A 23,278-nucleotide genomic window follows, 5' to 3' on the forward strand; every position below is an offset into this window, starting at 1 on the left:
GCAGTTGTAAAACGGAGAACGCCATATGTTGATACCTTGAAATATGCAGCTTAAAAATGTTGAAAATTTTAACTAAAAAGCTTTTTTTAACCATAGAATACGGGAGAACCAATCCCCAACTCTAGTTGGGGACTAGGCTTGACCGAATTTTGCTAAAAATTTCCCTCGTTACGGCGCAAACTGAGGGTATTAGCTGGTTTTCATAAATTTTTAAAGCTCAAAGCTCTTACTTGTGTCTATTCAATTTTTTACGGCTGGCGCTAGTTTGCTTAACCCTCCACTCATATCATTTTTTTGTGCATTACTCTCGTCATTCTTCCTCATCGTATGCGAGAACTTCGCTTAGGCCATTAAAAAATAAAAAATCTTATAGCGAGATGTTATACTATAAATCTCTCGAACCCTAGGCTATTATTGGCGTGTCATCCGTTTTTTAATTAATTTAATCGAATATTAGTACTATAGAATAATAAGTTTTCGCACTTTAAGGGAATTACTTTTTTTTGCGTATTGTTCTTGTTGTTTTGCTAGTTTGCTTCAGTAGAAAAAAACTAATATAATTTCTACATTATTTGGTTTGAAGACTTACTTTTTGCAAATCTTTACCTCTGTTTTTCACCGCTTTTTGTAAAGATTCAAAAGAAGAAAGGTCTATTTTTGGGTCTTTTGCAAAATCTGCCGGAACAACTACAATTCTAAAATGTTGGTTGTTAAAATAAATATTTGGATCTATCGCGTTAAAATCTGCCGTGCCTTCTACAAACAATCGAACATCATTAAAAGTGTGGTCAAAATTATAGGCTAATTCTGTCCCGTTATTAAAATAAATGGTTTGCGGTAATTGTTTCCAAACCTTAATAGGTCCGGAAGGGTCAGCTATAGATTCTTCAGACCGGTAAACCAAAACCGCATCCGATTCAAATACTTCTATGCCGTCGTCTGCAAACACATAAATAAATTCGTTATTGAGCGGAAAATCTATAGTAAATTCTGTTGTTGTGCCAATATAGCCATTATTACCATCTTGTCCCGGAGGTCCTTGCGGACCGCGATCTCCTTCACAAGCAGTAAGTCCAAAAATGGTAACCAAAACAAGTGTAAATATTTTAAATGTTTTCATAATAGATGATTTTAAGTTTTTTATTTATCAAAGTTAAGGCTTGCGGAATTGATGCAATACCTAGTTCCGCTTTCGGTTGGACCGTCGTCAAAAACGTGACCTAAATGCCCGCCGCAATTAGCGCACAAAACTTCTATACGCTGCATACCAAAACTATTGTCTTGCACATATTCTATACTTCCTTCTATAGCGTTATCAAAACTTGGCCAACCGCAGTTGCTTTTAAATTTACTTTCGCTTTCAAAAAGCTTAGTACCGCAACCGGCGCAATTGTAGCTACCATCGTCAAAATGAAGATTGTATTTTCCTGTGTGTGGAGCTTCTGTTCCTTTTTTTCGTAAAACCCTGTACTGCTCAGGTTCTAATTGATTTTTCCAATCTTCTGTCGATTTTTCTATACTGTATTTTTTCATGCTTTTAGGATTTTTCGGGAATAAATTTCATTGCATCGCCGTTCATACAATAGCGCTTACCGGTGGTTTCTTTAGGGCCATCGTTAAAAACGTGGCCTAAATGTCCGCCACAATCGGCGCATAAAACTTCGTTTCTGGTGTAGCCCAGTTTGTTATCTTTACTTATAAAAACGCCTCCTTCTATAGGCTGGTCAAAACTTGGCCAACCAGTACCGCTTTCAAATTTATTTTTTGTTTTATAAAGCTCTTTTCCGCAGGCAGCGCAAACAAAAGTACCAGCTTCTTTAATATTGTTAAGCGGGCTAGAGAAAGGTTTTTCTGTTCCGGCAGAACGCAAAACGTTGTATTGGGCGGCAGTAAGTTCTTTCTTCCATTCTTTTTCTGTTTTTTGAATGGGGAATTGTTCGGCCTTTGGTTTCTTTTGAGCTTTACCAGTACAACTTAGCAAAGTAAAACTAAGAACCATTAATAATAAAGAAGGTATCTTGTTCATTTTAAACATTTATCGATTCAACTTTTAAATAAAATTACAAATACCGTTCCGTTATCTACTTATACTTCTGTTAAAGGCATGATAAAATTTTAAATTTAACTGGTGCATTTTTGTAGTTTTAATTCAGAAAAAATCAATGTTATGAAAATTTCGAACATCAGTATAATTTTTAGTGTTTTATTTCTGCTGGTTTCTTGTAATAAAAATCCGTTTACCGGAAAGAAGACCTTAGCCCTGGTATCTAATTCTCAAATTTTGCCAATGGCATTTCAGGAGTATGACCAATTCTTGAAAGAAAATGATGTAGTAAAAGGTACTGCTGAAGCGAGAATGGTAAAAGAAGTTGGGCAAAAAATTGCTGCGGCTTCCGAGCGTTGGTTGAATGCCAATGGTTACCAAGGTTATTTAGAAAATTACAGATGGGAGTATAAACTAATTAAAGAAGACGATATGGTTAACGCTTGGGCAATGCCCGGCGGAAAAATTGCCGTTTATACCGGTTTATTGCCGGTAGCAAAAGATGAGGCCGGTTTGGCAGTAGTGTTGGGGCACGAAGTTGCTCACGCTTTGGCAAATCACGGTCAACAACGTATGAGCGCCGGCCAGCTACAACAATTAGGTGCGGTAGCAGGCAATATAGCTTTTAACGAGACAGAAAAACAGCAAATTTTTAATAGTGCTTATGGTGTAGTTTCACAAGTTGGAGTAATGCTGCCTTTTAGCAGAAGTCACGAAACCGAAGCAGATAAAATTGGTTTAACCTTAATGGCAATTGCCGGTTACGATCCTGAGGTGGCGCCCGATTTATGGCGAAGAATGCAGCAAGAAAGTGGCGGCCAAGCTTCACCCGAATGGTTAAGTACCCACCCGTCTAACCAAACTAGAATAAATAATTTAGAGTCCTGGGCAGCAAGCGCTAAAGCCGAAGCTAGAAAATTTGGAGTTACCAACTTTCAGAAATAAATTAAAATTTTAATAAAATTAAAGCTGTTTAAATTACGATGTTAAGCATTAAAAAAGTTTAAACGGTAATTTAAACAGCTTTTTTACTTTACGGAAAAGGAAAAATTATTCCTCTTCAAAAGCCGCTTTCGCTATTTTTCTAGCTTCTTCTGCGTGCGATTTTTGTACTTGTAATTGCACTTGTCCGGGTAAACCGCCACCAAAACCAGCGCGTAAACCAGATTCAAAATTATTTTTAACGATTGAAGAAATGCTAGCTTTTCTTAAGACATTTTGTAAGTATTGTACATTTACTTCAGAACCGGTATAGATAGTTTCGTAATGAGGATCTTGATTTGCCATATAACTTAGTTTTAAATAAAAATAACTTTTATAGCCTAAACAAAACTTGTTTTAAGTAGAGATTAACGCATTTTTCTATGCATTAAAATATTTACTATTCCAGATAGCGGTACTAAAGTTTTTACCTTTTTTAAAGCCATAAAAAATAACCAAGCCTGCAACCCATTTTGCGGTAAATAACGATAAAATTAGATATTCTGAAAAGCTGTTGTTTTTAGAAAACATATTTTCAGGAAACATTGCGCCTACTGTAAAACCAATTGCTAGGATGGTAATCAAAATATTTTCCATACTTCTAAAAGGCCACATTAGCCATTTTCTTAGCGGATGCAGATCTCTTCCCCATTTGTGAACAAGATAGTAATAATCATTACCAATTGGGGCAAAAAGCAATGGGTCGTCTGCGTTTTTAAGCTGAAAAGCTTTGGCCGGGGCCATTATTTTAAAACCCGAAAGCTGGGTTTCGTGCTCTTTTTCTAAGCGCTTTATTTTCTGTATAGCTTCTAAGGGTAAATCTTCTTTAAACAAGCTACTGTTTAAAAAGCGAAGTCGGTATGTAAAGCAAATCTCTTTTATTTGCTCTATATGATAAATGTTTTCGCTTTTTAGAGCGTCAAATTTAAAAGTATTTCCACCGTTATTGTCGCCGTTACTTTCTAAAGTATCTTTTATTTTTTCTTCGTGTAAAGTATCCTCCGAAAGTATTTTTTCTACTGTGTCTAATAAGCTTTGCTCCGAGATATGTTTGTCCCGATAATTCTTAAGCTTAGTCTCAATATTGGTTCGCGTCACTTTCATCCTCTTTTATTTATACTAAAATACGTATTAAAAATTATCTATTTTGCTCAACCTCAATATTTAACAATTGCTAGAAAAAATTTATTGTTTTTTTTGGTCAGATTTTTTTAACCGAATAAAATTATAAACACCTTTTCCTTCGGCAACCAAATCGTGTTCGCCTTCTTCATAAGCTCGCATCCGGGTAACCATTATCCGGTTGCCTAAGCGCACCAATTCTCCCTCTACAATTAAGGCTTTGCTTTGAGCTGCTTTTAAATAATCTACGCGCAAATCTATCGTGGCCATTTTATCTTTGGTAGTAGTGCTAAATGTGGTGCCAACAATGCCACCAACAGAGTCCATTACTGTGGCAATAATTCCGCCGTGCCAACGATTGTTGCGTACATCGCCAACTACTTCTTTTCTGTACGGAATTTTTACTTTTACATAACCTTCTTCTAAAGCTATAATTTCTAAACCTAAAAATTTGTGTAACGGAATTATTTCTTCCGCCATTTTTTTGATAAATTCTTTGTTTATTTCCATATAGTTAAATGTGTTTTTTTACGGAAATTTAAAACTAAAATTCTAAAAAGAAAAAAATAGTTTAATGCGAAGGGGTGTTACTATTTGCATTTAGTTTCGGTTAAAACAAAAGATAAATAAAAAGCCTGCAAAATTAAATGCAGGCTAAAGTAAAATGTAAAATCGACAAAATTTTATCGCAAACTGGCACCAAGTTGTTTTTCAAACTTTTGTTGAAGTTTGTTCATAATCTTATCAATATGCTTATCTGTAAGGGTTTTCTTTTCGTCTAAAAACGTAAAACTTACCGCATAACTTTTTTTGCCTTCCGGCAAGTTTTTGCCTTCGTAAACATCAAAAAGATTTACGTTTTTTAAGAGGCTTTTTTCGGTTTTAACCGCAATATCATAAATGTCATTAAAGGCAACTTCTTTATCTATTAATAAAGCAAAATCTCTTCTAATGGAAGGAAATTTAGCAATTGGTTTAAAGATCTTTTGTTGTTGATTTACCAGTTTAATAAGCGCGTCCCAATTAAAATCGGCAAACAAAACTTCTTGTTCTATATCAAAATGTTTTAGAACAGAATTGCGCACCACACCAAACTCTACCAAGGTTTGCTTTTTGTAGTCAAGCTTTAAACCTTCACTAAAAATAGCAGAAGAACTAGCCTTTGATTTTGTTTCCGTAAAGCCCAAACGCTCCAATACTGCTTTTATAATTCCTTTAAGATAAAAGAAATCGCTTTTTTGAGTAAGATTGTTCCAACGTTCTTGCGAGCGATTTCCGGTAACTAGCAAAGATAGGTGTTTTTTCTCTTCTCTGCCCGAAGGAAAATTATGATAGGTTTTCCCGAACTCAAACAACTTTAAATCTTCGTTTTTTCGGTTAAGGTTGTATACCACCGCTTCTAAGCCGCTAAAAAGCATAGATTGTCGTAACGCAGACAAATCTTGGCTCAAAGGGTTAAGCATTTCTACCGTATGTTCCGGATTTAAAGTTTGGTCTAAATTGACGTAGGTTTTGGTGGTTAAAGAATTGGCCATCATCTCATAAAAACCTTGCCCCACAAGTTGATTGGCAATTAAATTTTGCAATTTAAAATCTTCAAATCGCGAAGAGTTTGATATAGAAGCGTTTAGTTTTTCGTTAAACTCGACATTGTTATAACCATAAACACGTAAAATTTCTTCAATTACATCTACTTCACGTTGTACATCTACGCGATAGGCTGGTATTGTAAGTCCTAAGCCGGTTTCTGTAACGTTATTTACACGAATATCTAGCGAAGCCAAAATAGATTTTATCGTGTCGCTTGGTATTTCCTGTCCAATTAATTTATTGATTTTACTAAAGGTTAAAAACACCTGAAAATCTTCAATTTTATTTGGATAAATATCATCTATATCGCTAGAAACATAGCCGCCGGCGTTTTCTAAAATCAGTAAAGTAACGCGTTTTAGCGCATATTTAGTGATACTTGGGTCTACCCCGCGTTCAAATCTAAACGAGGCATCTGTATTTAGACCGTGTCTTTTTGCCGTTTTTCTTACGCTAACCGGATTAAAATAAGCGCTTTCTATAAAAACACTGGAAGTTTTTTCGGTTACCCCGGAATGTAAACCGCCAAGAACTCCGGCAATAGCTAAGGGTTTTTCTGTATCTGTTATAATTAAATCCTCTTCGTGCAACTCGCGTTCTACCTCATCTAAAGTGGTGAACTTTGTACCTTTTTTTGCCGGTTTTACCAGAATTTTATTGTCGGTAATCAAGTCGGCATCAAATGCGTGAAGCGGTTGTCCTAATTCGTGCAAAACGTAATTGGTGGCGTCTACGATATTGTTTTTAGGACTAATACCTATAGCTTTTAATTTGTTTTGCAACCAAGCAGGCGAGGGGCCAACTTTTACTCCCGAAATGCTTACGCCGCAATAACGCGGAGCTAAATCGTAATTTTCTACCTCTACAGTTATACGTTTGCTACGGTTTTCTACGTGAAAATTACTAACCGAAGGAGAAACCAAAGAAGTGTTTATTTCTTGCTGCAACAAACCGGCTTTTAGGTCTCGCGCCACTCCAAAATGGCTCATTGCGTCTGCGCGGTTTGGCGTAAGGCCAATTTCGTAAACAAAATCTGTTTCTACGTCAAAGATTTCTTTTAGCGGCGTGCCCGGAGCCAGTTTTTCGTCTAAAACCATAATGCCTTCGTGGCTTTTTCCTAAGCCTAACTCGTCTTCCGCGCAAATCATGCCTTCGCTAACTTCGCCCCGAATTTTACCTTTTTTAATTTTCCAAGCTTCGCCTTCTGGTGTGTAAAGCGTAGTGCCAATTGTGGCAACCGGCACATTTTGTCCTGCTGCAACATTGGGTGCACCGCAAACAATTTGCAACGGCTCATCTGCACCAATTTCTACTGTGGTAAGTTTTAACCTGTCTGCGTTTTGGTGTTTTTCGCACGTTAAAACGTGTCCAACTACAATACCTTCCAGTCCGCCTTTTACAGATTCAAACTGCTCTATGCCTTCTACTTCCAAACCTAAATCGGTTAGGAGTTTGCCGGTTTTTTCGGCATTCCAGTCGGTTTTTATAAATTGTTTAACCCAGTTATACGAAATCTTCATATTGTTGCTCTTTTTCGAGCCGCAAAGATAGTATTAATTCATAAAAAAAAAGATTGGATTGGCGTGCATTTTATAGAAATAAAAGCTTTTAAAATTGTAAGTCAACTTTTATGATGACAATGACAATTGCGGTTAATTTCTATAAAATAGGCTCAACAAAAAAAGATGCCTGAAAAAATCTCAGGCATCTTTTTTTGAATTTTATATTTATTTTTAAAGTACATCAGATGTTTTTTCATACTCCAAATAAAGTTCTACCTCTTGCCATTCTCCGGAGGAGGTATAAAATTCTTTTTTGAGTGTAAAATATACCCAATCTTCTTCCCACGTCATAGTTAAAATTTCTGTTTTAAAATCTGCCGCAAATTCATCCCAATGGTCAGATTGCCCCAACTTAATTGTGTTGTTTGGTACATCAAATTCAAAGGGATAGGCTAAACCTTTATCCCGGATACAGGTTGTAGGAAGATAGTGTTCTATAAACTCAGAGGTGGGTACTTCGAAATATACTTTGTCATAAGTTGCCTTATGTGTAATTCTACACGAATAGGAAACCAAGTTAAGCGTATTATTGCAGTAACGCACCTCTTCAAAAAGGTTGGTTTGCGGCACCCCATCCAAATTTATGTCTATTGGTACACTAGAAGTGGCTGCCCGTAACCTATACAAGCCATGAACTTTTTCTATGAGTTCTTGTTTTTTTAAATCAACAGTGTTTGAATCGTCTTTACTACAAGACAAAACTAGCACCGCCATTAAAAATAAAAGTGTTTTTTTTAGCATAATATTTATGGGTTGGTTATTGCACTCAAATATTGAAAAAGTTAAGATTTATTTAAAACTATTCCAAATCTATCTAACTAATATAATTCCAGATGCTTTTATTTTTATTGATTTTTAAATAGGTGTTTTTAATCGGTTGGTTTTGGGTTTCGGTAAGTTTGGGGTCTTCTTTTAGTAATTGTATAGCTTCTTGTCGGGCTATTTTTAAGATTTGATTATCTTTTACAATATCGGCAATTTTTAGGTTTAAAACGCCACTTTGTTGGGTTCCCATAATATCTCCTGGGCCGCGTAGTTTTAAATCTACTTCGGCAATTTCAAAACCATCGTTAGTTTGTACCATTGTGTCTAAGCGGGTTTTGCTGTCTTGTGAGAGTTTATGGCCGGACATTAAAATACAATAACTTTGCTCTGCGCCACGACCAACCCGACCTCTAAGTTGGTGCAATTGCGATAAACCAAAACGCTCTGCACTTTCTATCACCATTACGCTGGCATTGGGTACATTTACGCCAACTTCAATAACTGTTGTGGCAACCATAATTTGTGTTTCGCCTTTAGCAAAACGGTTCATCTCAAAATCTTTATCTGCCGGTTTCATTTTGCCGTGTACAATAGAGATTTGATAATCCGGCATAGGAAACTCGCGTACAATACTTTCGTAGCCATCCATTAAATCTTTATAATCCATTGCCTGGCTTTCTTCAATCAACGGATAAACAATATATATTTGTCGGCCTTTTTTTACTTCATCTTTTATAAATTTAAAAACTGCCAAACGGTGACTGTCAAAACGGTGCACGGTTTTTATAGATTTTCTTCCCGGCGGCAACTCGTCTATTACAGAAATATCTAAATCGCCGTAAAGGCTCATTGCCAAGGTACGCGGAATTGGCGTAGCCGTCATTACCAAAATGTGTGGTGGCAAGCTGTTTTTCTTCCATAATTTGGCACGTTGGGCAACCCCAAAACGGTGTTGCTCGTCTATAATTGCCAAGCCAAGATTTTTAAATTGTACTTTATCTTCTAAAACCGCGTGGGTGCCAATTAATAAATCCAGCTCGCCGCTTTCTAGTTTTTCGTGTAAAATACGACGGTCTTTGGTTTTGGTAGAGCCCGTGAGCAAGGCAATTTCTATCCCAGATTTATCGCCCATTTCTTTTAGGCTATTATAATGTTGCGTGGCCAGAATTTCTGTGGGCGCCATTAGGCAAACTTGAAAATTGTTATCAAAAGCAATTAAACTAACCAACCAAGCGACCATGGTTTTTCCCGAGCCAACATCGCCTTGTAGCAATCGGTTCATTTGGGCACCGGTACCTAAATCAAATCGTATTTCTTTTACCACGCGTTTTTGCGCTTTGGTAAGTTCAAAAGGTAAATACTTTTGGTAAAAAGTATTAAAATAATCGCCTACTTTATCAAAAACAAAACCTTTTATTTTTTGCTTTCGGGTTTGGTTTTTAACGATAAGTTGTAACTGAATAAAAAATAATTCTTCCAGCTTTAAGCGGAATTGCGCCTTAGATAATTTTTCTGCATTCTGCGGAAAATGCACTTGCAACAAAGCTTCTGATTTGGACAATAGCTTATACTTTTCTATGATTTTCGCAGAAAGCGTTTCCTTAAAACCGGCGCGGTTTTCTCTAAAAATTTGTTGAATACATTTTATAATTACCCGGTTGCTCACGCCTTGTTTGGTAAGCTTTTCGGTAGAAGGGTAAACCGGTTGCATAGCAATACGCGTGTTTTTTTTATGCTCGCTAAGCAATTCCATTTCGGGGTGCGGCATAGAAAAACTGCCGTTAAACCAATTTACTTTACCAAAAATCACATAAGCCTGGTTTATTTTTAAACTTTCTTTTATCCATTTATGGCCGCGAAACCAGACCAGTTCCATTTTGCCGGTATCGTCTATAAATTGTGCCACTAAGCGCTTGCCGCGTTTTTGTTCTACAGTTTTTAGGTGTACAATTTTACCCACTATTTGCACTTCTGCAGAATTGCGTTGTAGCTCTCTAATTTTATAATATCGGGTTTTATCTATATACCTATTGGGAAATAAATTGAGCAAATCTGCATAAGAAAATATTCCCATTTCTTTTTTTAGCAGCTCTGCACGGTTTGGTCCAACCCCTTTTAAATACTCTATTGGCGTATGCAAATTTTCGGAATTCATAAAAACGAAGATAGTAAATTTCAAAAACAGGAATACTACATTGGAATAAAATGATTTTTGTACTTTGCAGTACGATATCAATCAAAAAATAATGAAGTACTTTTTTTGCTGTTGCTTTGCACTTTTAACCCAAATTTTGCCCGCGCAACAATTAGATAAGGTAGATTTTTTACAACTAAACGCCGCCTTAGAAATTTTCCCTGAAAAGGAATTGATACAAGGAGACGTAGAACTAAATTTTAAAATTCTTGAAGCTACAGATTCTATTTATGTAGACGCCAAAAATATGCAAGCCACTTTGCAAAAAGGTTCGACTTTTGACGCTACTTTACACCTTGCAAAAGACAAAATATGGATTTTAGGCAATTTTAAAAAGAACAAAACCTATACGTTGCATTTTAGCTATTCGGTACAACCAAAACAAACCATGTATTTTTTAGGATGGGATAGTGGTGGCAGCAAACAAGTTTGGACGCAAGGCCAAGGTAAATATACTTCGCATTGGTTGCCCAGTATAGACGATGTAAACGATAAATTAATTTTTTCGATAGATTATAAAATTCCGAAAAAATTAAAGCTGGCTGCCAATGGTAAGTTGGTAGACACGTTGGTTACTGCCAACAAGAAGCTTTGGCGTTACCAGATGCAAAAACCTATGAGCAGTTATTTGGTAGCAATGGCTTTTGGAAATTATGCTTATAAAACTATAGAAGCAGAAAATGGCACGCCGCTTAAATTGTATTACGAACCCAAAGATTCTTTAAAAGTAGAACCAACCTACCGGTATACAAAAGAAATTTTTGACTTTTTGGAAGCAGAAATCGGGGTAGATTATCCTTGGCAAAACAACAAACAAGTTCCTGTGCGCGATTTTTTATATGCCGGCATGGAGAATACCAGTCTTACCATTTTTTCAGAAAGTTTTGTAACAGATTCTATTGGGTTTATAGACCGTAATTATGTAAACGTAAACGCGCACGAGTTGGCGCACCAATGGTTTGGAAATCTGGTTACCGAAACATCTTCCACGCATCACTGGTTGCAAGAAGGTTTTGCAACCTATTATGCTTTATTGGCAGAACGCGAAATTTTTGGCGACGATTATTTTTACTATAAACTCTACCAAAGTGCCGAACAGTTACGCGCTTTAAGCGAAAGCGGAAAAGGAGAAGCTTTGCTTAACCCTAAAGCTAGTAGCTTAACGTTTTATCAAAAAGGCGCTTGGGCTTTACATATTTTAAAAGAGAAAATAGGAAAGGAGGCCTTTACGGAAGCAATACGCGCTTATCTAAAAAAATATGCTTATAAAAATGTAACAACAGACAATTTCTTTACGGAAGTAGAAAAAGTAAGCCAAACAGACCTAACCGAATTTAAGAAAAATTGGATGCTACAATCTGCTTTTCAAGCGCGAGAAGCTTTAGAGAGTTTAAAGAAGTCTTCTTTTATGCGAGAGTATTTAGATTTGGCAGCTTTGCGTACAAAAACTTTAGAGAGTAAACGCATAGATCTGCAAAAAGCTTTATCTTTTCCGGTAAACGATTATTTGGGGCAAGAAGCAGTGTATCAATTAGCTTCCGAAAATACTGCTTCTGTTATAAATCTATATAAAAAAGCCTTTGCCAGTAATAATATTTTGGTGCGGCAAGCTATTGCCTTGCGCTCAAATAAAATTCCGAAAAATTTACAAACCCAATACGAAAGTCTTTTGGAAGATGCTTCTTATCTTACCAAAGAAAAAGCTTTGTTGAGTTTATGGCAAAACTTTCCGCGAAAGCGTCATGAATATTTAGATAAAATGCGCGGTATTGAAGGTTTTAGAAATAAAAATATAGAGCTTTTATGGCTTACTTTAAATTTGGCCACTCCAGATTATGAGCCGGCAAAACAACAAGATTATTACAATAAATTATCCGGTTATACAGCGCCAAAATACGATTATGCAGTGCGCGAAAATGCTTTTGGTTATTTGTACCAGATAAATCTTTTTTCGGTAAAAAATTACAAAGATTTATTGCAAGGCACGACGCACGAAGTCTGGCGTTTTAGAAAGTTTTGCAGGCAGTTGTTGGCGCAATTGTTAAGCGAACAAGAGCACAGAGCAGAAATACAAGCTTTGGCAAACGATTTGCCTGCAAAACAACAAAAATATTTAGAAAAACAATTATAGTATGCGGGCATTGGTAATCTCTGGAGGAGGAAGTAAAGGAGCGTACGCCGGCGGGGTGGCAGAGCATTTAATTAGAATACAAAACAATAAATACGATATTTTTGTGGGTTCTTCTACCGGTAGTTTGCTGCTTACCCATTTGAGCATAAATAAGATTAATAAATTATATCAAATTTATACCAATGTTAACCAACGAAGCATTTTTAGTTTAAATCCGTTTATCGTAAAAAAACGCGAAAACAGAGAGTACGTTAGTATTAATTATACCAATACTCTTTTTCAATTTTTAAAAAGTAAACGCACTTTTGGCGAGAGTAAAAACCTGCGGAAATTAATACGAAAAAGCATTACCAGAGAAGATTTTGAAGAAGCAAGAAGGAGTGCAAAAGACTTGGTGGTAACAGTTTCTAATTTATCCCGAAACAAGATAGAGTATAAAAGTATTCACGAATTTTCTTATAAAGAGTTTTGCGATTGGATTTGGATCTCCTGCAACTACGTGCCATTTATGAGTTTAGCAGAAAAAGATGGTTACGAATATGCAGATGGTGGTTTTGGCTGTGTTGTTCCTATACGCGAAGCCATAAGAAGAGGTGCCACAGAAATTGATGCTGTAATTCTAGAGTCTGAAAATCTAGAGCATAATAAAGTGCTGGGACAAAACCCGTTTTCTTTAATGGTAAACTTATACGGTTTTGTAATAGACCAAATAGAGCGTAGTAATATTATAGAAGGTAAATTGGCGGCTGCCAACAAAGATGTTTCTTTAAACCTATATTATACGCCAAGTAGACTTACAGAAAACTCGCTGGTTTTTAATAAAAAACTAATGCGCAGCTGGTGGGCACAAGGTTTTGATTATGCCGAAAAAAAGTCAAAAGAGCTTAAAGAAAACATCTTAAAAGAATAAACTTTTTACCACAGGTTTTTTACTTCTTGCTTTATATAAGCCAAACCAGTAGCACTGGGCGGATTCTTATCTACCAACTCAGACAAAATAACTTCTCGTAGCTTAGCGGGACTGTCTACTTTCTCGCTCATATTAGTTTTTCTTATCAATGCAATGGTAGAATTTTTTGTAGCTTTTATAGCATACCAACATTTATCACTTATATAGATTTGTTGTGCCAAATTATGTTCAAATTCCTGTTCTATATGTTGTATTAATAAATTTTCATAATCGTGTTTATTGTTGTTGTAGGGTTTAATCCTAACCAACAAACTACCCGGGTCTATACGTTCTAAAAAAAGCGTCATACGTTCCATAGCTTGCAAGCGTAGCGGTAAAGAAGTTTTATTGTTTTCCCGTCGTAACATATAATAACGGCGTTCTTCTTCGTTTTTTAAAAAAGAATTAAAAAAATAATAAGCAACAAAACCAACGATTAAGCTGGGTAATACGTACAGTAAAATTTGGAGTAGGTTAATTTCTTGCATAAAAAATTGGAGTAAAATTTAATTAATATCTAATGGTGTTTTTGTCTATTTTTTTCTCTTTAATCATTTCTCTGTAGCTACCACCTAAATCTGGACAATCTTGCAGTGCTTTCATCCCTTCAAAAGGCACTTCTACCTTGTGGTATTCATAAGAATCTGCCAGACTTTTAGTAAAATCTTGATCGCTTAGGTTAATATCTACATCATCCATCGTGTATTGACAAGGATGTTCATAGCCTGAGGCGTGGGTAAGTTCTATAAATTCTTTACGGAAATTTTTAAAATAGAAATTTACTCGCGTAGCTTTATCTTTTACATTAATGCCGGCTTGCAACCATTTGCTTTGGGTAGCAACTCCCGTAGGACAACGATTGGTATGGCAAGCTTGCGCTTGAATGCAACCAATGCTCAACATTGCTTCTCTACCAACATTTATACAGTCTACGCCCATAGCAAAAGCCATAGTTGCCGAAGAAGGGAAACCTAAACGGCCGGCGCCAATTAGCACCAAACGTTCTGTAAGATTGTGATTTTTTAGAATTTTATACAAATCTCTGAAACCATACATAAATGGTAAAGCAACGTGGTCTGCAAAACTCGGCGGGGCAGCTCCGGTACCGCCTTCGCCACCATCTACGGTAATAAAATCTGGTCCGCAATCTTTAGCTTCCATAATGGTAGCCAATTCTACCCATTGGTCCATTTTACCAATAGCAGCTTTAATACCCACCGGCAAACCGGTTTCTTCGGCTATAGCTTCTATCAAATCTACCATTTCATCAATATTTGAAAAAGCCGTATGATATGGCGGGGAAACCACATCTTTATTTAGCGGTACTTTCCTGATTTGTGCTATTTCTTTAGTAATTTTAGAAGCCGGTAAAACCCCACCCTTTCCGGGTTTTGCTCCTTGTGATAGTTTAATCTCAATGGCTTTTATACAAGGATTTTTGTCTACCAACTTTTTTAATTCTTTTAAGGAAAAATTTCCCTCTTTATCGCGCACGCCAAAATAACCGGTTCCTATTTGGTAAATTATATCTCCGCCCTTTTTATGATAAGGAGATAAACCGCCTTCGCCAGTATTGTGATAAGCATAAGCTTTTTTTACGCCTCTGTTTAAAGACTCTATAGCTTTGGCAGATAAACTTCCAAAACTCATAGCAGAAACATTAATTACAGAAGCAGGGCGGTAAGGTTTTCTACGCTTATTGTGTTTACCCATCACTTTGGCGCAAGGTAAAAAATAAGGATCTTCAATATTAGGATGATTTTCCGGCATTCTGTAAGGAATCATCGCATTATTGATAAAAATATAATTGGTTTCAAATATATCTCTATCTGTGCCAAAACCTTCGTAGTTATTTTGGTTTTTGGCAGAAGCGTAGACCCAGCCTCGTTCAATTCTATCAAAAGGTAATTCTTCGCGATTATTGGCAACAATATATTGCCGTAGCTCCGGGCCTATACTTTCTAAGATATATCTAAAATGCCCTACTACCGGAAAGTTGTGCTTAATGGTATGTTCTTTATTAAAAAAAACGTCTTTAATAGCAATAAGCAAAACGAAAATTATAATCCATTGCCACCAAGTAATTTGCCCTAAAAAGTCTAATATGGCATCCATACAGTTGTGTTTTAAAATACTAATATATTTAAAATTATAATGCCACAATTAAAATTATACAATGTTTATAAAATGTTTTGGCTTGCCGGCTTAATTTAGGATTTTTGTAACTTTACGGTTTTAAAAAAGCATTTAGATTGGAAAAGTATTTAGAAGGATTGAATGAAGCGCAATTAGCGCCTGTTTTGCATAAAGAAGGACCATTAATTGTGATTGCCGGAGCCGGTTCTGGTAAGACCAGGGTATTAACCTACAGAATTGCACATTTAATGCATGAAGGAGTAGATCCGTTTAATATTTTGTCGTTAACTTTTACCAATAAAGCCGCGCGCGAAATGAAAAGCAGGATTGCGCAAATTGCCGGGGCTAGCGAGACAAAAAACCTCTGGATGGGAACTTTTCACTCTATTTTTGCCAGAATTTTAAGAATAGAGGCAGATAAACTGGGCTATCCTTCTAACTTTACTATTTACGACACCAAAGATTCGCAAGCACTTATTGGTAGCATCATTAAAGAGATGAAATTAGATAAAGACGTTTATAAATATAAACAGATTTATTCACGTATTTCCTCTTTTAAAAATAGCTTGATTACGGTAAAAGCTTATTTTCAAAATCCTGAATTGCAAGAGGCAGATGCAATGGCAAAACGCCCCAGAATGGGCGAAATCTACGACCAATATGTAAAACGCTGCTTTAAAGCCGGTGCGATGGATTTTGATGATTTACTTTTACGCACCAACGAGTTACTAACCCGTTTTCCAGATGTGTTGGCAAAATACCAAAACAGGTTTCGGTATATTTTGGTAGACGAGTACCAAGATACCAACCACTCGCAATATTTAATTGTGCGAGCACTTAGCGATAGATTTCAAAACATTTGTGTGGTAGGAGATGATGCGCAAAGTATTTATGCTTTTAGAGGAGCCAATATTAATAACATTTTCAATTTTCAAAAAGATTACGACGATGTAAAAACTTACCGATTAGAACAAAACTACCGCTCTACCAAAAATATTGTAAATGCAGCTAACTCTATAATAGATAAAAACCAAACCAAATTAGAAAAAGTAGTTTGGACAGAAAATCAAGACGGTGGAAAAATTATCGTAAACCGTTTACTTACAGACGGAGAAGAAGGCAGATTTGTGGCCAGTTCTATTTTTAAGAATAAGATGAATCACCAACTTAAAAATGGTGAGTTTGCGGTGCTTTACAGAACAAACGCACAAAGTAGAGCTATAGAAGATGCTTTACGGAAAAAAGGTATTCCGTATAAAATTTTTGGTGGAACTTCTTTCTATCAACGCAGAGAAATTAAAGATGTTTTAGGATACTTACGGGTAATTACCAACCCTAAAGACGAAGAAGCTTTAAAGCGAATAATTAACTATCCGGCAAGAGGAATTGGTGCTACTACAATGGATAAATTGATGATAGCTGCCAACCAATACGACAGATCTATTTTTGAAGTTATAGAAAATATTGCAAAAATAAACATCAATATTTCTAAAGGTATTCGTACCAAACTTACCAATTTTGTAAATATGATAAAGCATTTTCAGCTTATTTCGGAAAGAGAAAATGCATTTGTACTTACAGAAAGCGTTACCAAGCAAACTGGCTTGATTCAAGAGCTTAAAAAAGACGGTACGCCAGAAGGTATTGCGCGTATCGAAAATATGGAAGAACTTTTAAACGGTATAAAAGATTTTGTAGAAGAGCAAAAAGAAATAGATGAAGCCACCGGCTCGATAACCGAGTTTTTAGAAGATGTTGCCTTGGCCACAGATATGGATAAAGATACCGATGATGAAGATAAAGTTGCTTTAATGACCATTCACTTAGCTAAAGGATTGGAGTTTCCTTATGTGTATATTGTTGGTCTAGAAGAAGATCTTTTTCCTTCCGGAATGAGTATGAATACCCGGGCAGAATTAGAAGAAGAACGCCGCTTGTTTTATGTTGCCCTTACAAGAGCAGAAAAACAAGCTTATTTAACCTACACACAATCGCGTTACCGTTGGGGAAAATTGATAGACGCAGAACCCAGCAGGTTTATAGAAGAAATAGACGAAACTTATATAGACTCGCAAATACCGGATGATAATTACCGCTACCAGCCAAAAATAGATTCAGATATTTTTGGCGAAGTAGACAAGAGTAAATTACGCCAACAAAAACCCGTAAAAGGCACTCCGCCACCAGCGCACAAACCTACAGAAGAGCAGTTGAAAAAATTACGGCGTTTGCGTCCTGTAGGAAGTGATAGGGTTGCAAAAAACACCAACGATAATTTGCAACTCACCCAAGGGCAAGAAGTAGAGCATTTGCGTTTTGGTAAAGGGAAGGTTTTGCAAATAGAAGGAGTAGGACAAGATAAAAAAGCTGAAATTGATTTCGAAAATGGCGGAATAAAAAAATTACTATTGCGTTTTGCTAAATTAAAAGTGTTGTAAAACAGTTTTAGAAAAACTTCAAGGTTTCAGCTAACAAATTAAGAGCGGAAAAAGCCCGTTTTAGTAAAATTAGTAAAACTTTAAAGAAAAGGAGGTGGCTTATTTGGCTTACTTATGCAAAAAATTTCGTAAATTTTATGGCTTAAAAAAAATCAGATATTATGGCAGAACTTTTAAGAGTTTATGAAGAAAACCCATCGCCAAAAGCTATAAAAAAAATAGTGGAAGTTTTAAAAAATGGCGGTTTGGTAATTTATCCTACAGATACGGTTTATGGTTTGGGCTGCGATATTAATAATACCGCAGCTTTAGAAAAAATTGCGAAAATAAAAGGCGTGAAACTAGAGAAATCTAATTTTTCTTTTATTGTAGAAGATTTGAGCAATCTTTCTGAATACACACAACTTAACAACCAAAATTTTAAAATTTTGAAACGCAGTTTACCGGGACCGTATACTTTTATTTTGCCGGGCAGTAATAACCTGCCTTCTGTGTTCAAAAAGAAAAAAACAGTTGGGATTCGCGTTCCAGACAACGGCATTGCAAAAGCCATTGTACAAGAATTGGGCAACCCAATAGTTTCTACTTCTATAAAAGACGACGATGAGGTGTTGGAATACACCACCGATCCTGAACTTATAGCAGAAAAATGGAATAAATTGGTAGATCTGGTAGTAGATGGCGGTTATGGAGATAATGTTGCTTCTACCGTAATAGATTTAACCGGAGAAGATCCCGTAGTAGTAAGAGAAGGAAAAGGCGATTTATCTATTTTTTAAAAAATTTCAGTAGCTAAAAAACTATAAAGCTATCTATAAGCTTAGAATTATAGGTAGCTTTTTTTGATAGGATTTTTTTATGACTAATTACTTGATAGATGTTTATAAAAAATTGGGGGCAAAATTTTGCTAAAAGTCTATTGATAACATGTTAATTATGAGGAAATTATTCTATTTATTGTTTTTTACTAATATTTTTTTTGGAAATACCTTTGCGCAAGATTTTATTGTGGTAGATTCTGTTAGTCAAAAACCCATTTCTTATGTAGATATACAGCTTGATAAGAAGAAAGGAATTTACTCCAATGCATTTGGCAGGTTTGATTTATCGAAAAATATTGAAGTAGATAGTCTAAAATTTTCACACATAGGCTATCACGATTATGTGGTTGCCACCGAAGCTTTAAAGGATAGTATTTTTCTTGTTCCAAAAACAAATCGGTTAACAGAGGTAAGGATTATAAAACCCAAAAACATTAAAAAAATCGATTTTTTAAAAACAACAAAAAAGTTCGGAAGTAAACATTTAAATCCGAAGCAAGAAATTCTAGTTCACATCTAACCGAAAGAAGAAATAATGGAGAATTTTGTAAAAAAAATAAAATTTTCTTTTGATGAAAACAGTAAAGCGCTCCAAAAGTACTTAAAACGAAAATATAATATATCTCCTGAAAATCAACGAAATATACTGGCAAGGGTAAATGTTTACCAAACACCTAAAGACAAAATTTTTAGTAGTAAACCCTTGAATATAAAATCAGGTACTAAAGAAATCATTTCGGTTAGCCTACAAAACAAACTAGTGAAGTTAAAAAAGCAAGGGTTATATTTTGGTATCGAAATTATAGGACTTGCAAATTCTAACTATAACAATGACAGCAGGATTAGGCTCCGGCCGCAACTAACCGGTAAAACTTCTGAGTTCTACGACGCTACAACTTATATTAGAAATGTTTTTGCAGATAAAAAATTAACACCTTTAAAAGATTTACTGAATTTTAAAGGCAAAGATTTTAAACGCAATCTGAATTTGTCTATAACGGTTTTTGAGTGATAATTTTGAATAAACTTAACTGCCACGATAAGTAGAGTAGCCAAAGGCTGAAAGCGTAATAGGAACGTGGTAATGCTGGTTTTCTGTAATATTAAAAACAACTCCTATAAAAGGATAAAAGCTTTTTTTGCCTTGGTTTTTAAAGTAGGACTCGGTATAAAAAGTAAACTTATACGTGCCGTTGTTTTCTTTAGTAAGTGGCAAAAAATTGTTTATACGACCGTTTTCCATAGTTCTCTTAGCAGAAATATATTCCCATTTACCGTTTTAGCATTCATCTTTTCCAATTTTATTTTTACGTTTTCTGCCGGTATACCTTCAGAAATGTCTAAAATATGCGTAGATAATTGATATTCTTTTTGCTGTGCAAAGCCCGCTGCACTAAGTAAAATGAATAATAGATCTAAAATTCTTTTTTTCATAACTTTCACTTTTAATTTTTTTAAAAATTTAAAAGCTTGTTGTCCTCTTAAAGGTTGAACTTTAGTTAATGTTTTCTATAAACTATTATGCCGTTACATAAAAAAATATCTGGATGAATTTTGCTTATAATTGGTCAATTTTAGAATTAGCAGGAATTAACTTCTTAAGCTTTATTTTTCTGAATTTCTTCTACCACATCGGGATTTAATAGAGTAGAGGTGTCTCCCATATTTTCGGTTTGGTTGGCGGCAATTTTCCGTAAAATTCTTCGCATAATTTTACCGCTTCTGGTTTTTGGCAACTCAGTCACAAATTGTATTTTTTGTGGTTTGGCAATAGCCCCAATATTTTTGGTGACTATATCGCGTATTTCTTGTTTTAAAGCATCGGAAGCGTCTTTGTGATTATACAAAATTACATAAGCATACAAAGCATTGCCTTTAACATCGTGCGGGAAGCCTACAATAGCACTTTCCGAAACTTTTTCGTGCTCGTTTATGGCATTTTCTATAGGGGCTGTTCCCAGATTATGGCCGGAAACAATTACCACATCGTCTACGCGGCCGGTAATTCTATAATTTCCAACGGCATCGCGATAGGCGCCATCTCCGGAAAAATAATAACCCGGATAGGCAGAAAAATATGTTTCTTTATAGCGTTTATGGTTGTTCCATATTGTTCTGGCAATGGCAGGCCACGGCGCTTTAATAGCTAATTTTCCTTCGGCTACTTTTCCGTCAAATTCTATTTCGTTACCATCATCGTTCATTATTGCAGGTTGTACACCTGGCAGAGGCAAAGTTGCAAAAGTTGGTCGTGTTGCTGTTACCCCAGCAAGCGGCGATATCATTATAGAACCGGTTTCTGTTTGCCACCAGGTGTCTACAATGGGACATTTTGTTTTTCCTACATTATCGTTAAACCAGTGCCATGCTTCTTCGTTAATTGGTTCGCCTACAGAGCCTAAAACTTTTAAGGAGTCTAAATTGTGTTTTTCTACGTATTTTATGTCTTGTTTTGCCAGTGACCTAATTGCAGTTGGCGCGGTATAAAAATGGGTGATTTTAAATTTTTCTATAATTTCCCAAAATCGGTTAAAATTAGGATAACTCGGCACCCCTTCAAACATTACCGTGGTGGCGCCGGCGCATAACGGTCCATAAATTATATACGAATGACCGGTAATCCACCCGATATCTGCCGTACACCAATAAATATCTTTTTCGTTGGGTTGAAAGGTGTTTTGAAAAGTATAGGTAGTGCCCACCATATATCCGGCTGTGGTGTGTACCATTCCTTTTGGTTTTCCGGTAGAACCGGAAGTATATAATATAAATAAAGGATGTTCTGCTTCTACCTCTACCGGATCGCATTCCGCGTAAGCTTTTTGCAATTCGTCAAACCAGAATTTATCGCGGCCTTCTTTCATAGGGGTAGCATTTACCGTTCTCCTATAAACGATTACTGTTTCTACAGAAGGTGTATTGTCTAGCGCTTCGTCACAAATTTCTTTGAGTTTGATAGATTTTCTGCCGCGATAATAGTCGTTGGCCGTTATGAGCATTTTACAACCAGAATCGTTTATTCTGCTTGCTACCGCCTTGCTTGAAAAACCCGCAAAAACAATAGAATGAATGGCACCAATTCTAGCACACGCAAGCATAGCAATTGCCAGTTCGGGTATCATTGGCATATAAATACAAACCCTATCGCCCTTTTCTATGCCATTTTGTTTTAAAACATTGGCAAAGTTGCAGACTTTTACTTGCAGTTGTTTATAGGTTATGTGGCGTGATTCTTCGTTGGGGTCATTAGGCTCCCAAATTATGGCGTTTTTATTAGGATGCTTTTCTACGTGCCTGTCTAAACAATTGTGTGTAATATTTAACGTGGCACCTTCAAACCAATTTACTTCCGGCTTTTTAAAATCCCAAGAAAGTACGTTATTCCATTTCTTGTTCCAAGTAAAATTTTCGGCCACTGCTTCCCAAAAAGTTTCGGGTTCTTCTATACTTTTTCGGTAGGTTTTTTTGTATTCCGCAAAGGTTTTTATTTGCAAATTATTTTTGATTTCCATAAAATAGCTAAAGATGTGTGATTTTAACTAAATGTATGAAAAATCCGTAAATAGCTAAAAAAACTTTGGTGTTAAATACTTGCCTGTTTGCTTATTTAAAATGATTCTGCCAAATCTGCTTCTCCCCATCTAATCATTTCTTGTTCGCTCCATAATTTTGGAAAAAACCTACGTTGTTGGTATTTTGGGTGTAAATATTTTTTCCATTCAGAACCTCCTGTGGCCGCTTTGGTTTTACCTTTTTTATCTAGATAATGCTCGGCAGTTTTTAAATGCACTATTGGCCAATCTACATTATAGTAATGGTCAAAAGCTTTGGCTGCTTTTATTAAATCTTCAGACGGATTGGTAAAACGCTGGATTCTTTCTGCTAAAGTTTTACCTTGAAGTTTTTTAGCCAAATCTATAAAACTCTCTAAATACTTTTCTTCAAAAAGGCGTAGGGTAAGGGTTTTTTTACCGGTTTTTCGGTTATGTCCTGCGTCTTTCCAATAAATATTTTCAAAATAATCTTCTATAGTTGGGTTTTCCGGTAGACGTTTTTTGCCTTCTTTATTTATGAGATTTTTTATTGGGGTGCAATAGATTTCCAAATATCTAAATTGCGCACTCTGAAAACCGCTAGCAGGTGCTAATGTTGCTCTAAAGGTGTTATAATCGTCATAATCCATTCCGTAACGCATAACATCAAAAGATGTCATTAAAAGATTGGTGTATCTTTTTAAACGCTTCAGTTTATCTATAAAAGTAGCTTCGCTTTCAATTTCATCTAAAGTAAGTTGTTTTAATTCATGAATTATCAATTTTAAGCTTAACTCGGTTATTTGGTGGTACATAATAAAGATTTCCTCATCTTTAAAATTGGTACGTGGTTTCTGTAAAGATAGCAAAGCGTCTACGTCTATATAATCCCAATAAGTAATTGGTTTGGCGTGTAAAAGTCCGTTAAGGTAAGTTTCGGGATTTTCTCCAAGGACTTTGTATTTCTTTTCTATTTGTTCATTTAGGCTCTTATCGGTCATAATTTAGGGTG

The 23,278-nt window shown here is 35.8% G+C and carries 20 protein-coding genes and 1 pseudogene; 7 read left to right on the forward strand and 14 right to left on the reverse strand.

From position 1 onward, the window contains the following. Positions 1–568: 568 nt before the first annotated feature. From FKR84_RS05050 to msrB (FKR84_RS05060), 3 genes are read right to left on the reverse strand one after another with little or no spacing between them, the layout of a single operon-like run. A complete protein-coding gene (locus FKR84_RS05050; RefSeq protein WP_141421214.1) occupies positions 569–1,120 on the reverse strand; it encodes an LptM family lipoprotein in 552 nt (183 codons plus the stop codon). Positions 1,121–1,140: 20 nt separating this feature from the next. Then, entirely contained in the window at positions 1,141–1,533 is a 393-nt protein-coding gene (msrB, locus tag FKR84_RS05055) for a peptide-methionine (R)-S-oxide reductase MsrB (RefSeq protein ID WP_141421215.1), read from the reverse strand. Positions 1,534–1,537: 4 nt separating this feature from the next. Then, positions 1,538–2,026 (reverse strand): peptide-methionine (R)-S-oxide reductase MsrB, encoded by a 489-nt coding sequence (msrB, locus tag FKR84_RS05060; RefSeq protein WP_141421216.1) that lies wholly within the window; start codon positions 2,024–2,026, stop codon positions 1,538–1,540. A 141-nt stretch (positions 2,027–2,167) separates the two neighbouring features. On the opposite strand from msrB (FKR84_RS05060), the gene FKR84_RS05065 reads away from it, so the two are divergent. Next, entirely contained in the window at positions 2,168–2,989 is an 822-nt protein-coding gene (locus FKR84_RS05065) for a M48 family metallopeptidase (RefSeq protein ID WP_233357671.1), read from the forward strand. A 105-nt stretch (positions 2,990–3,094) separates the two neighbouring features. On the opposite strand, the gene FKR84_RS05070 is transcribed toward FKR84_RS05065, so the two are convergent. The 6 genes from FKR84_RS05070 to recG form a co-directional block, all read right to left on the reverse strand. Beyond that, positions 3,095–3,331, reverse strand: coding sequence for a putative signal transducing protein (locus tag FKR84_RS05070; protein WP_141421217.1), 237 nt, complete (start codon positions 3,329–3,331; stop codon positions 3,095–3,097). A 75-nt stretch (positions 3,332–3,406) separates the two neighbouring features. Next, positions 3,407–4,129: a hypothetical protein gene (locus FKR84_RS05075; protein WP_141421218.1), complete on the reverse strand. Its 723-nt coding sequence runs from the start codon at positions 4,127–4,129 to the stop codon at positions 3,407–3,409. An 81-nt stretch (positions 4,130–4,210) separates the two neighbouring features. Beyond that, positions 4,211–4,657 carry a hotdog fold thioesterase gene (locus tag FKR84_RS05080; protein WP_141421219.1) on the reverse strand — a complete coding sequence of 149 codons (447 nt, stop codon included), beginning with the start codon at positions 4,655–4,657 and terminating at the stop codon, positions 4,211–4,213. A gap of 173 nt (positions 4,658–4,830) precedes the next feature. Continuing rightward, complete coding sequence (pheT, locus tag FKR84_RS05085) at positions 4,831–7,257, reverse strand: phenylalanine--tRNA ligase subunit beta (protein WP_141421220.1); 2,427 nt, start codon at positions 7,255–7,257, stop codon at positions 4,831–4,833. A gap of 213 nt (positions 7,258–7,470) precedes the next feature. Next, positions 7,471–8,040, reverse strand: coding sequence for a hypothetical protein (locus FKR84_RS05090; RefSeq protein WP_233357672.1), 570 nt, complete (start codon positions 8,038–8,040; stop codon positions 7,471–7,473). 73 nt (positions 8,041–8,113) lie between these two features. Then, positions 8,114–10,219, reverse strand: a complete 2,106-nt coding sequence (gene recG, locus FKR84_RS05095) for an ATP-dependent DNA helicase RecG (protein ID WP_141421222.1) — start codon at positions 10,217–10,219, stop codon at positions 8,114–8,116. A gap of 91 nt (positions 10,220–10,310) precedes the next feature. On the opposite strand from recG, the gene FKR84_RS05100 reads away from it, so the two are divergent. Then, positions 10,311–12,389, forward strand: a complete 2,079-nt coding sequence (locus tag FKR84_RS05100) for a M1 family metallopeptidase (RefSeq protein WP_141421223.1) — start codon at positions 10,311–10,313, stop codon at positions 12,387–12,389. Between the two features lies 1 nt (position 12,390). Beyond that, a complete protein-coding gene (locus FKR84_RS05105) occupies positions 12,391–13,299 on the forward strand; it encodes a patatin-like phospholipase family protein (protein ID WP_141421224.1) in 909 nt (302 codons plus the stop codon). 5 nt (positions 13,300–13,304) lie between these two features. Here FKR84_RS05105 and FKR84_RS05110 read toward each other — a convergent pair whose 3' ends face one another. Then, a complete protein-coding gene (locus FKR84_RS05110) occupies positions 13,305–13,826 on the reverse strand; it encodes a DUF7935 family protein (protein ID WP_141421225.1) in 522 nt (173 codons plus the stop codon). Between the two features lie 22 nt (positions 13,827–13,848). Next, positions 13,849–15,453: an FMN-binding glutamate synthase family protein gene (locus FKR84_RS05115; protein ID WP_141421226.1), complete on the reverse strand. Its 1,605-nt coding sequence runs from the start codon at positions 15,451–15,453 to the stop codon at positions 13,849–13,851. 137 nt (positions 15,454–15,590) lie between these two features. On the opposite strand from FKR84_RS05115, the gene FKR84_RS05120 reads away from it, so the two are divergent. From FKR84_RS05120 to FKR84_RS05135, 4 genes are all read left to right on the forward strand, one after another. Further along, positions 15,591–17,912 carry an ATP-dependent helicase gene (locus FKR84_RS05120; protein ID WP_141421227.1) on the forward strand — a complete coding sequence of 774 codons (2,322 nt, stop codon included), beginning with the start codon at positions 15,591–15,593 and terminating at the stop codon, positions 17,910–17,912. A 161-nt stretch (positions 17,913–18,073) separates the two neighbouring features. Next, positions 18,074–18,691: an L-threonylcarbamoyladenylate synthase gene (locus FKR84_RS05125; RefSeq protein ID WP_141421228.1), complete on the forward strand. Its 618-nt coding sequence runs from the start codon at positions 18,074–18,076 to the stop codon at positions 18,689–18,691. Positions 18,692–18,848: 157 nt separating this feature from the next. Beyond that, positions 18,849–19,253: a peptidase associated/transthyretin-like domain-containing protein gene (locus tag FKR84_RS05130; RefSeq protein ID WP_141421229.1), complete on the forward strand. Its 405-nt coding sequence runs from the start codon at positions 18,849–18,851 to the stop codon at positions 19,251–19,253. Between the two features lie 15 nt (positions 19,254–19,268). Then, complete coding sequence (locus FKR84_RS05135; protein WP_141421230.1) at positions 19,269–19,745, forward strand: hypothetical protein; 477 nt, start codon at positions 19,269–19,271, stop codon at positions 19,743–19,745. A 15-nt stretch (positions 19,746–19,760) separates the two neighbouring features. On the opposite strand, the pseudogene uraH reads toward FKR84_RS05135, so the two are convergent. The 3 genes and pseudogenes from uraH to FKR84_RS05150 form a co-directional block, all read right to left on the reverse strand. Then, positions 19,761–20,167 (reverse strand): annotated as a pseudogene (gene uraH / locus FKR84_RS05140) (hydroxyisourate hydrolase). A 164-nt stretch (positions 20,168–20,331) separates the two neighbouring features. Then, positions 20,332–22,260 (reverse strand): acetate--CoA ligase, encoded by a 1,929-nt coding sequence (gene acs, locus FKR84_RS05145; protein ID WP_262710716.1) that lies wholly within the window; start codon positions 22,258–22,260, stop codon positions 20,332–20,334. Between the two features lie 80 nt (positions 22,261–22,340). Beyond that, on the reverse strand, positions 22,341–23,267 hold the full coding sequence (locus FKR84_RS05150; RefSeq protein WP_141421232.1) for a tryptophan 2,3-dioxygenase family protein: 927 nt from the start codon (positions 23,265–23,267) through the stop codon (positions 22,341–22,343). Positions 23,268–23,278 lie beyond the last annotated feature (11 nt).

The organism is Haloflavibacter putidus (genome assembly GCF_006546625.1).
In the GTDB taxonomy this organism is placed as follows: Bacteria; Bacteroidota; Bacteroidia; order Flavobacteriales; family Flavobacteriaceae; genus Mesonia; species Mesonia putida.

Coding starts and splice junctions, on each gene's coding strand:
- FKR84_RS05090 (WP_233357672.1), bottom strand. CDS start 8,040: ATGCTAAAAAAAACACTTTTATTTTTAATGGCGGTGCTAGTTTTGTCT.
- FKR84_RS05110 (WP_141421225.1), bottom strand. CDS start 13,826: ATGCAAGAAATTAACCTACTCCAAATTTTACTGTACGTATTACCCAGC.
- FKR84_RS05150 (WP_141421232.1), bottom strand. CDS start 23,267: ATGACCGATAAGAGCCTAAATGAACAAATAGAAAAGAAATACAAAGTC.
- FKR84_RS05080 (WP_141421219.1), bottom strand. CDS start 4,657: ATGGAAATAAACAAAGAATTTATCAAAAAAATGGCGGAAGAAATAATT.
- pheT (WP_141421220.1), bottom strand. CDS start 7,257: ATGAAGATTTCGTATAACTGGGTTAAACAATTTATAAAAACCGACTGG.
- FKR84_RS05065 (WP_233357671.1), top strand. CDS start 2,168: ATGAAAATTTCGAACATCAGTATAATTTTTAGTGTTTTATTTCTGCTG.
- FKR84_RS05050 (WP_141421214.1), bottom strand. CDS start 1,120: ATGAAAACATTTAAAATATTTACACTTGTTTTGGTTACCATTTTTGGA.
- FKR84_RS05070 (WP_141421217.1), bottom strand. CDS start 3,331: ATGGCAAATCAAGATCCTCATTACGAAACTATCTATACCGGTTCTGAA.
- recG (WP_141421222.1), bottom strand. CDS start 10,219: ATGAATTCCGAAAATTTGCATACGCCAATAGAGTATTTAAAAGGGGTT.
- FKR84_RS05105 (WP_141421224.1), top strand. CDS start 12,391: ATGCGGGCATTGGTAATCTCTGGAGGAGGAAGTAAAGGAGCGTACGCC.
- msrB (WP_141421215.1), bottom strand. CDS start 1,533: ATGAAAAAATACAGTATAGAAAAATCGACAGAAGATTGGAAAAATCAA.
- msrB (WP_141421216.1), bottom strand. CDS start 2,026: ATGAACAAGATACCTTCTTTATTATTAATGGTTCTTAGTTTTACTTTG.
- FKR84_RS05135 (WP_141421230.1), top strand. CDS start 19,269: ATGGAGAATTTTGTAAAAAAAATAAAATTTTCTTTTGATGAAAACAGT.
- FKR84_RS05075 (WP_141421218.1), bottom strand. CDS start 4,129: ATGAAAGTGACGCGAACCAATATTGAGACTAAGCTTAAGAATTATCGG.
- FKR84_RS05100 (WP_141421223.1), top strand. CDS start 10,311: ATGAAGTACTTTTTTTGCTGTTGCTTTGCACTTTTAACCCAAATTTTG.
- FKR84_RS05130 (WP_141421229.1), top strand. CDS start 18,849: ATGAGGAAATTATTCTATTTATTGTTTTTTACTAATATTTTTTTTGGA.
- FKR84_RS05115 (WP_141421226.1), bottom strand. CDS start 15,453: ATGGATGCCATATTAGACTTTTTAGGGCAAATTACTTGGTGGCAATGG.
- FKR84_RS05125 (WP_141421228.1), top strand. CDS start 18,074: ATGGCAGAACTTTTAAGAGTTTATGAAGAAAACCCATCGCCAAAAGCT.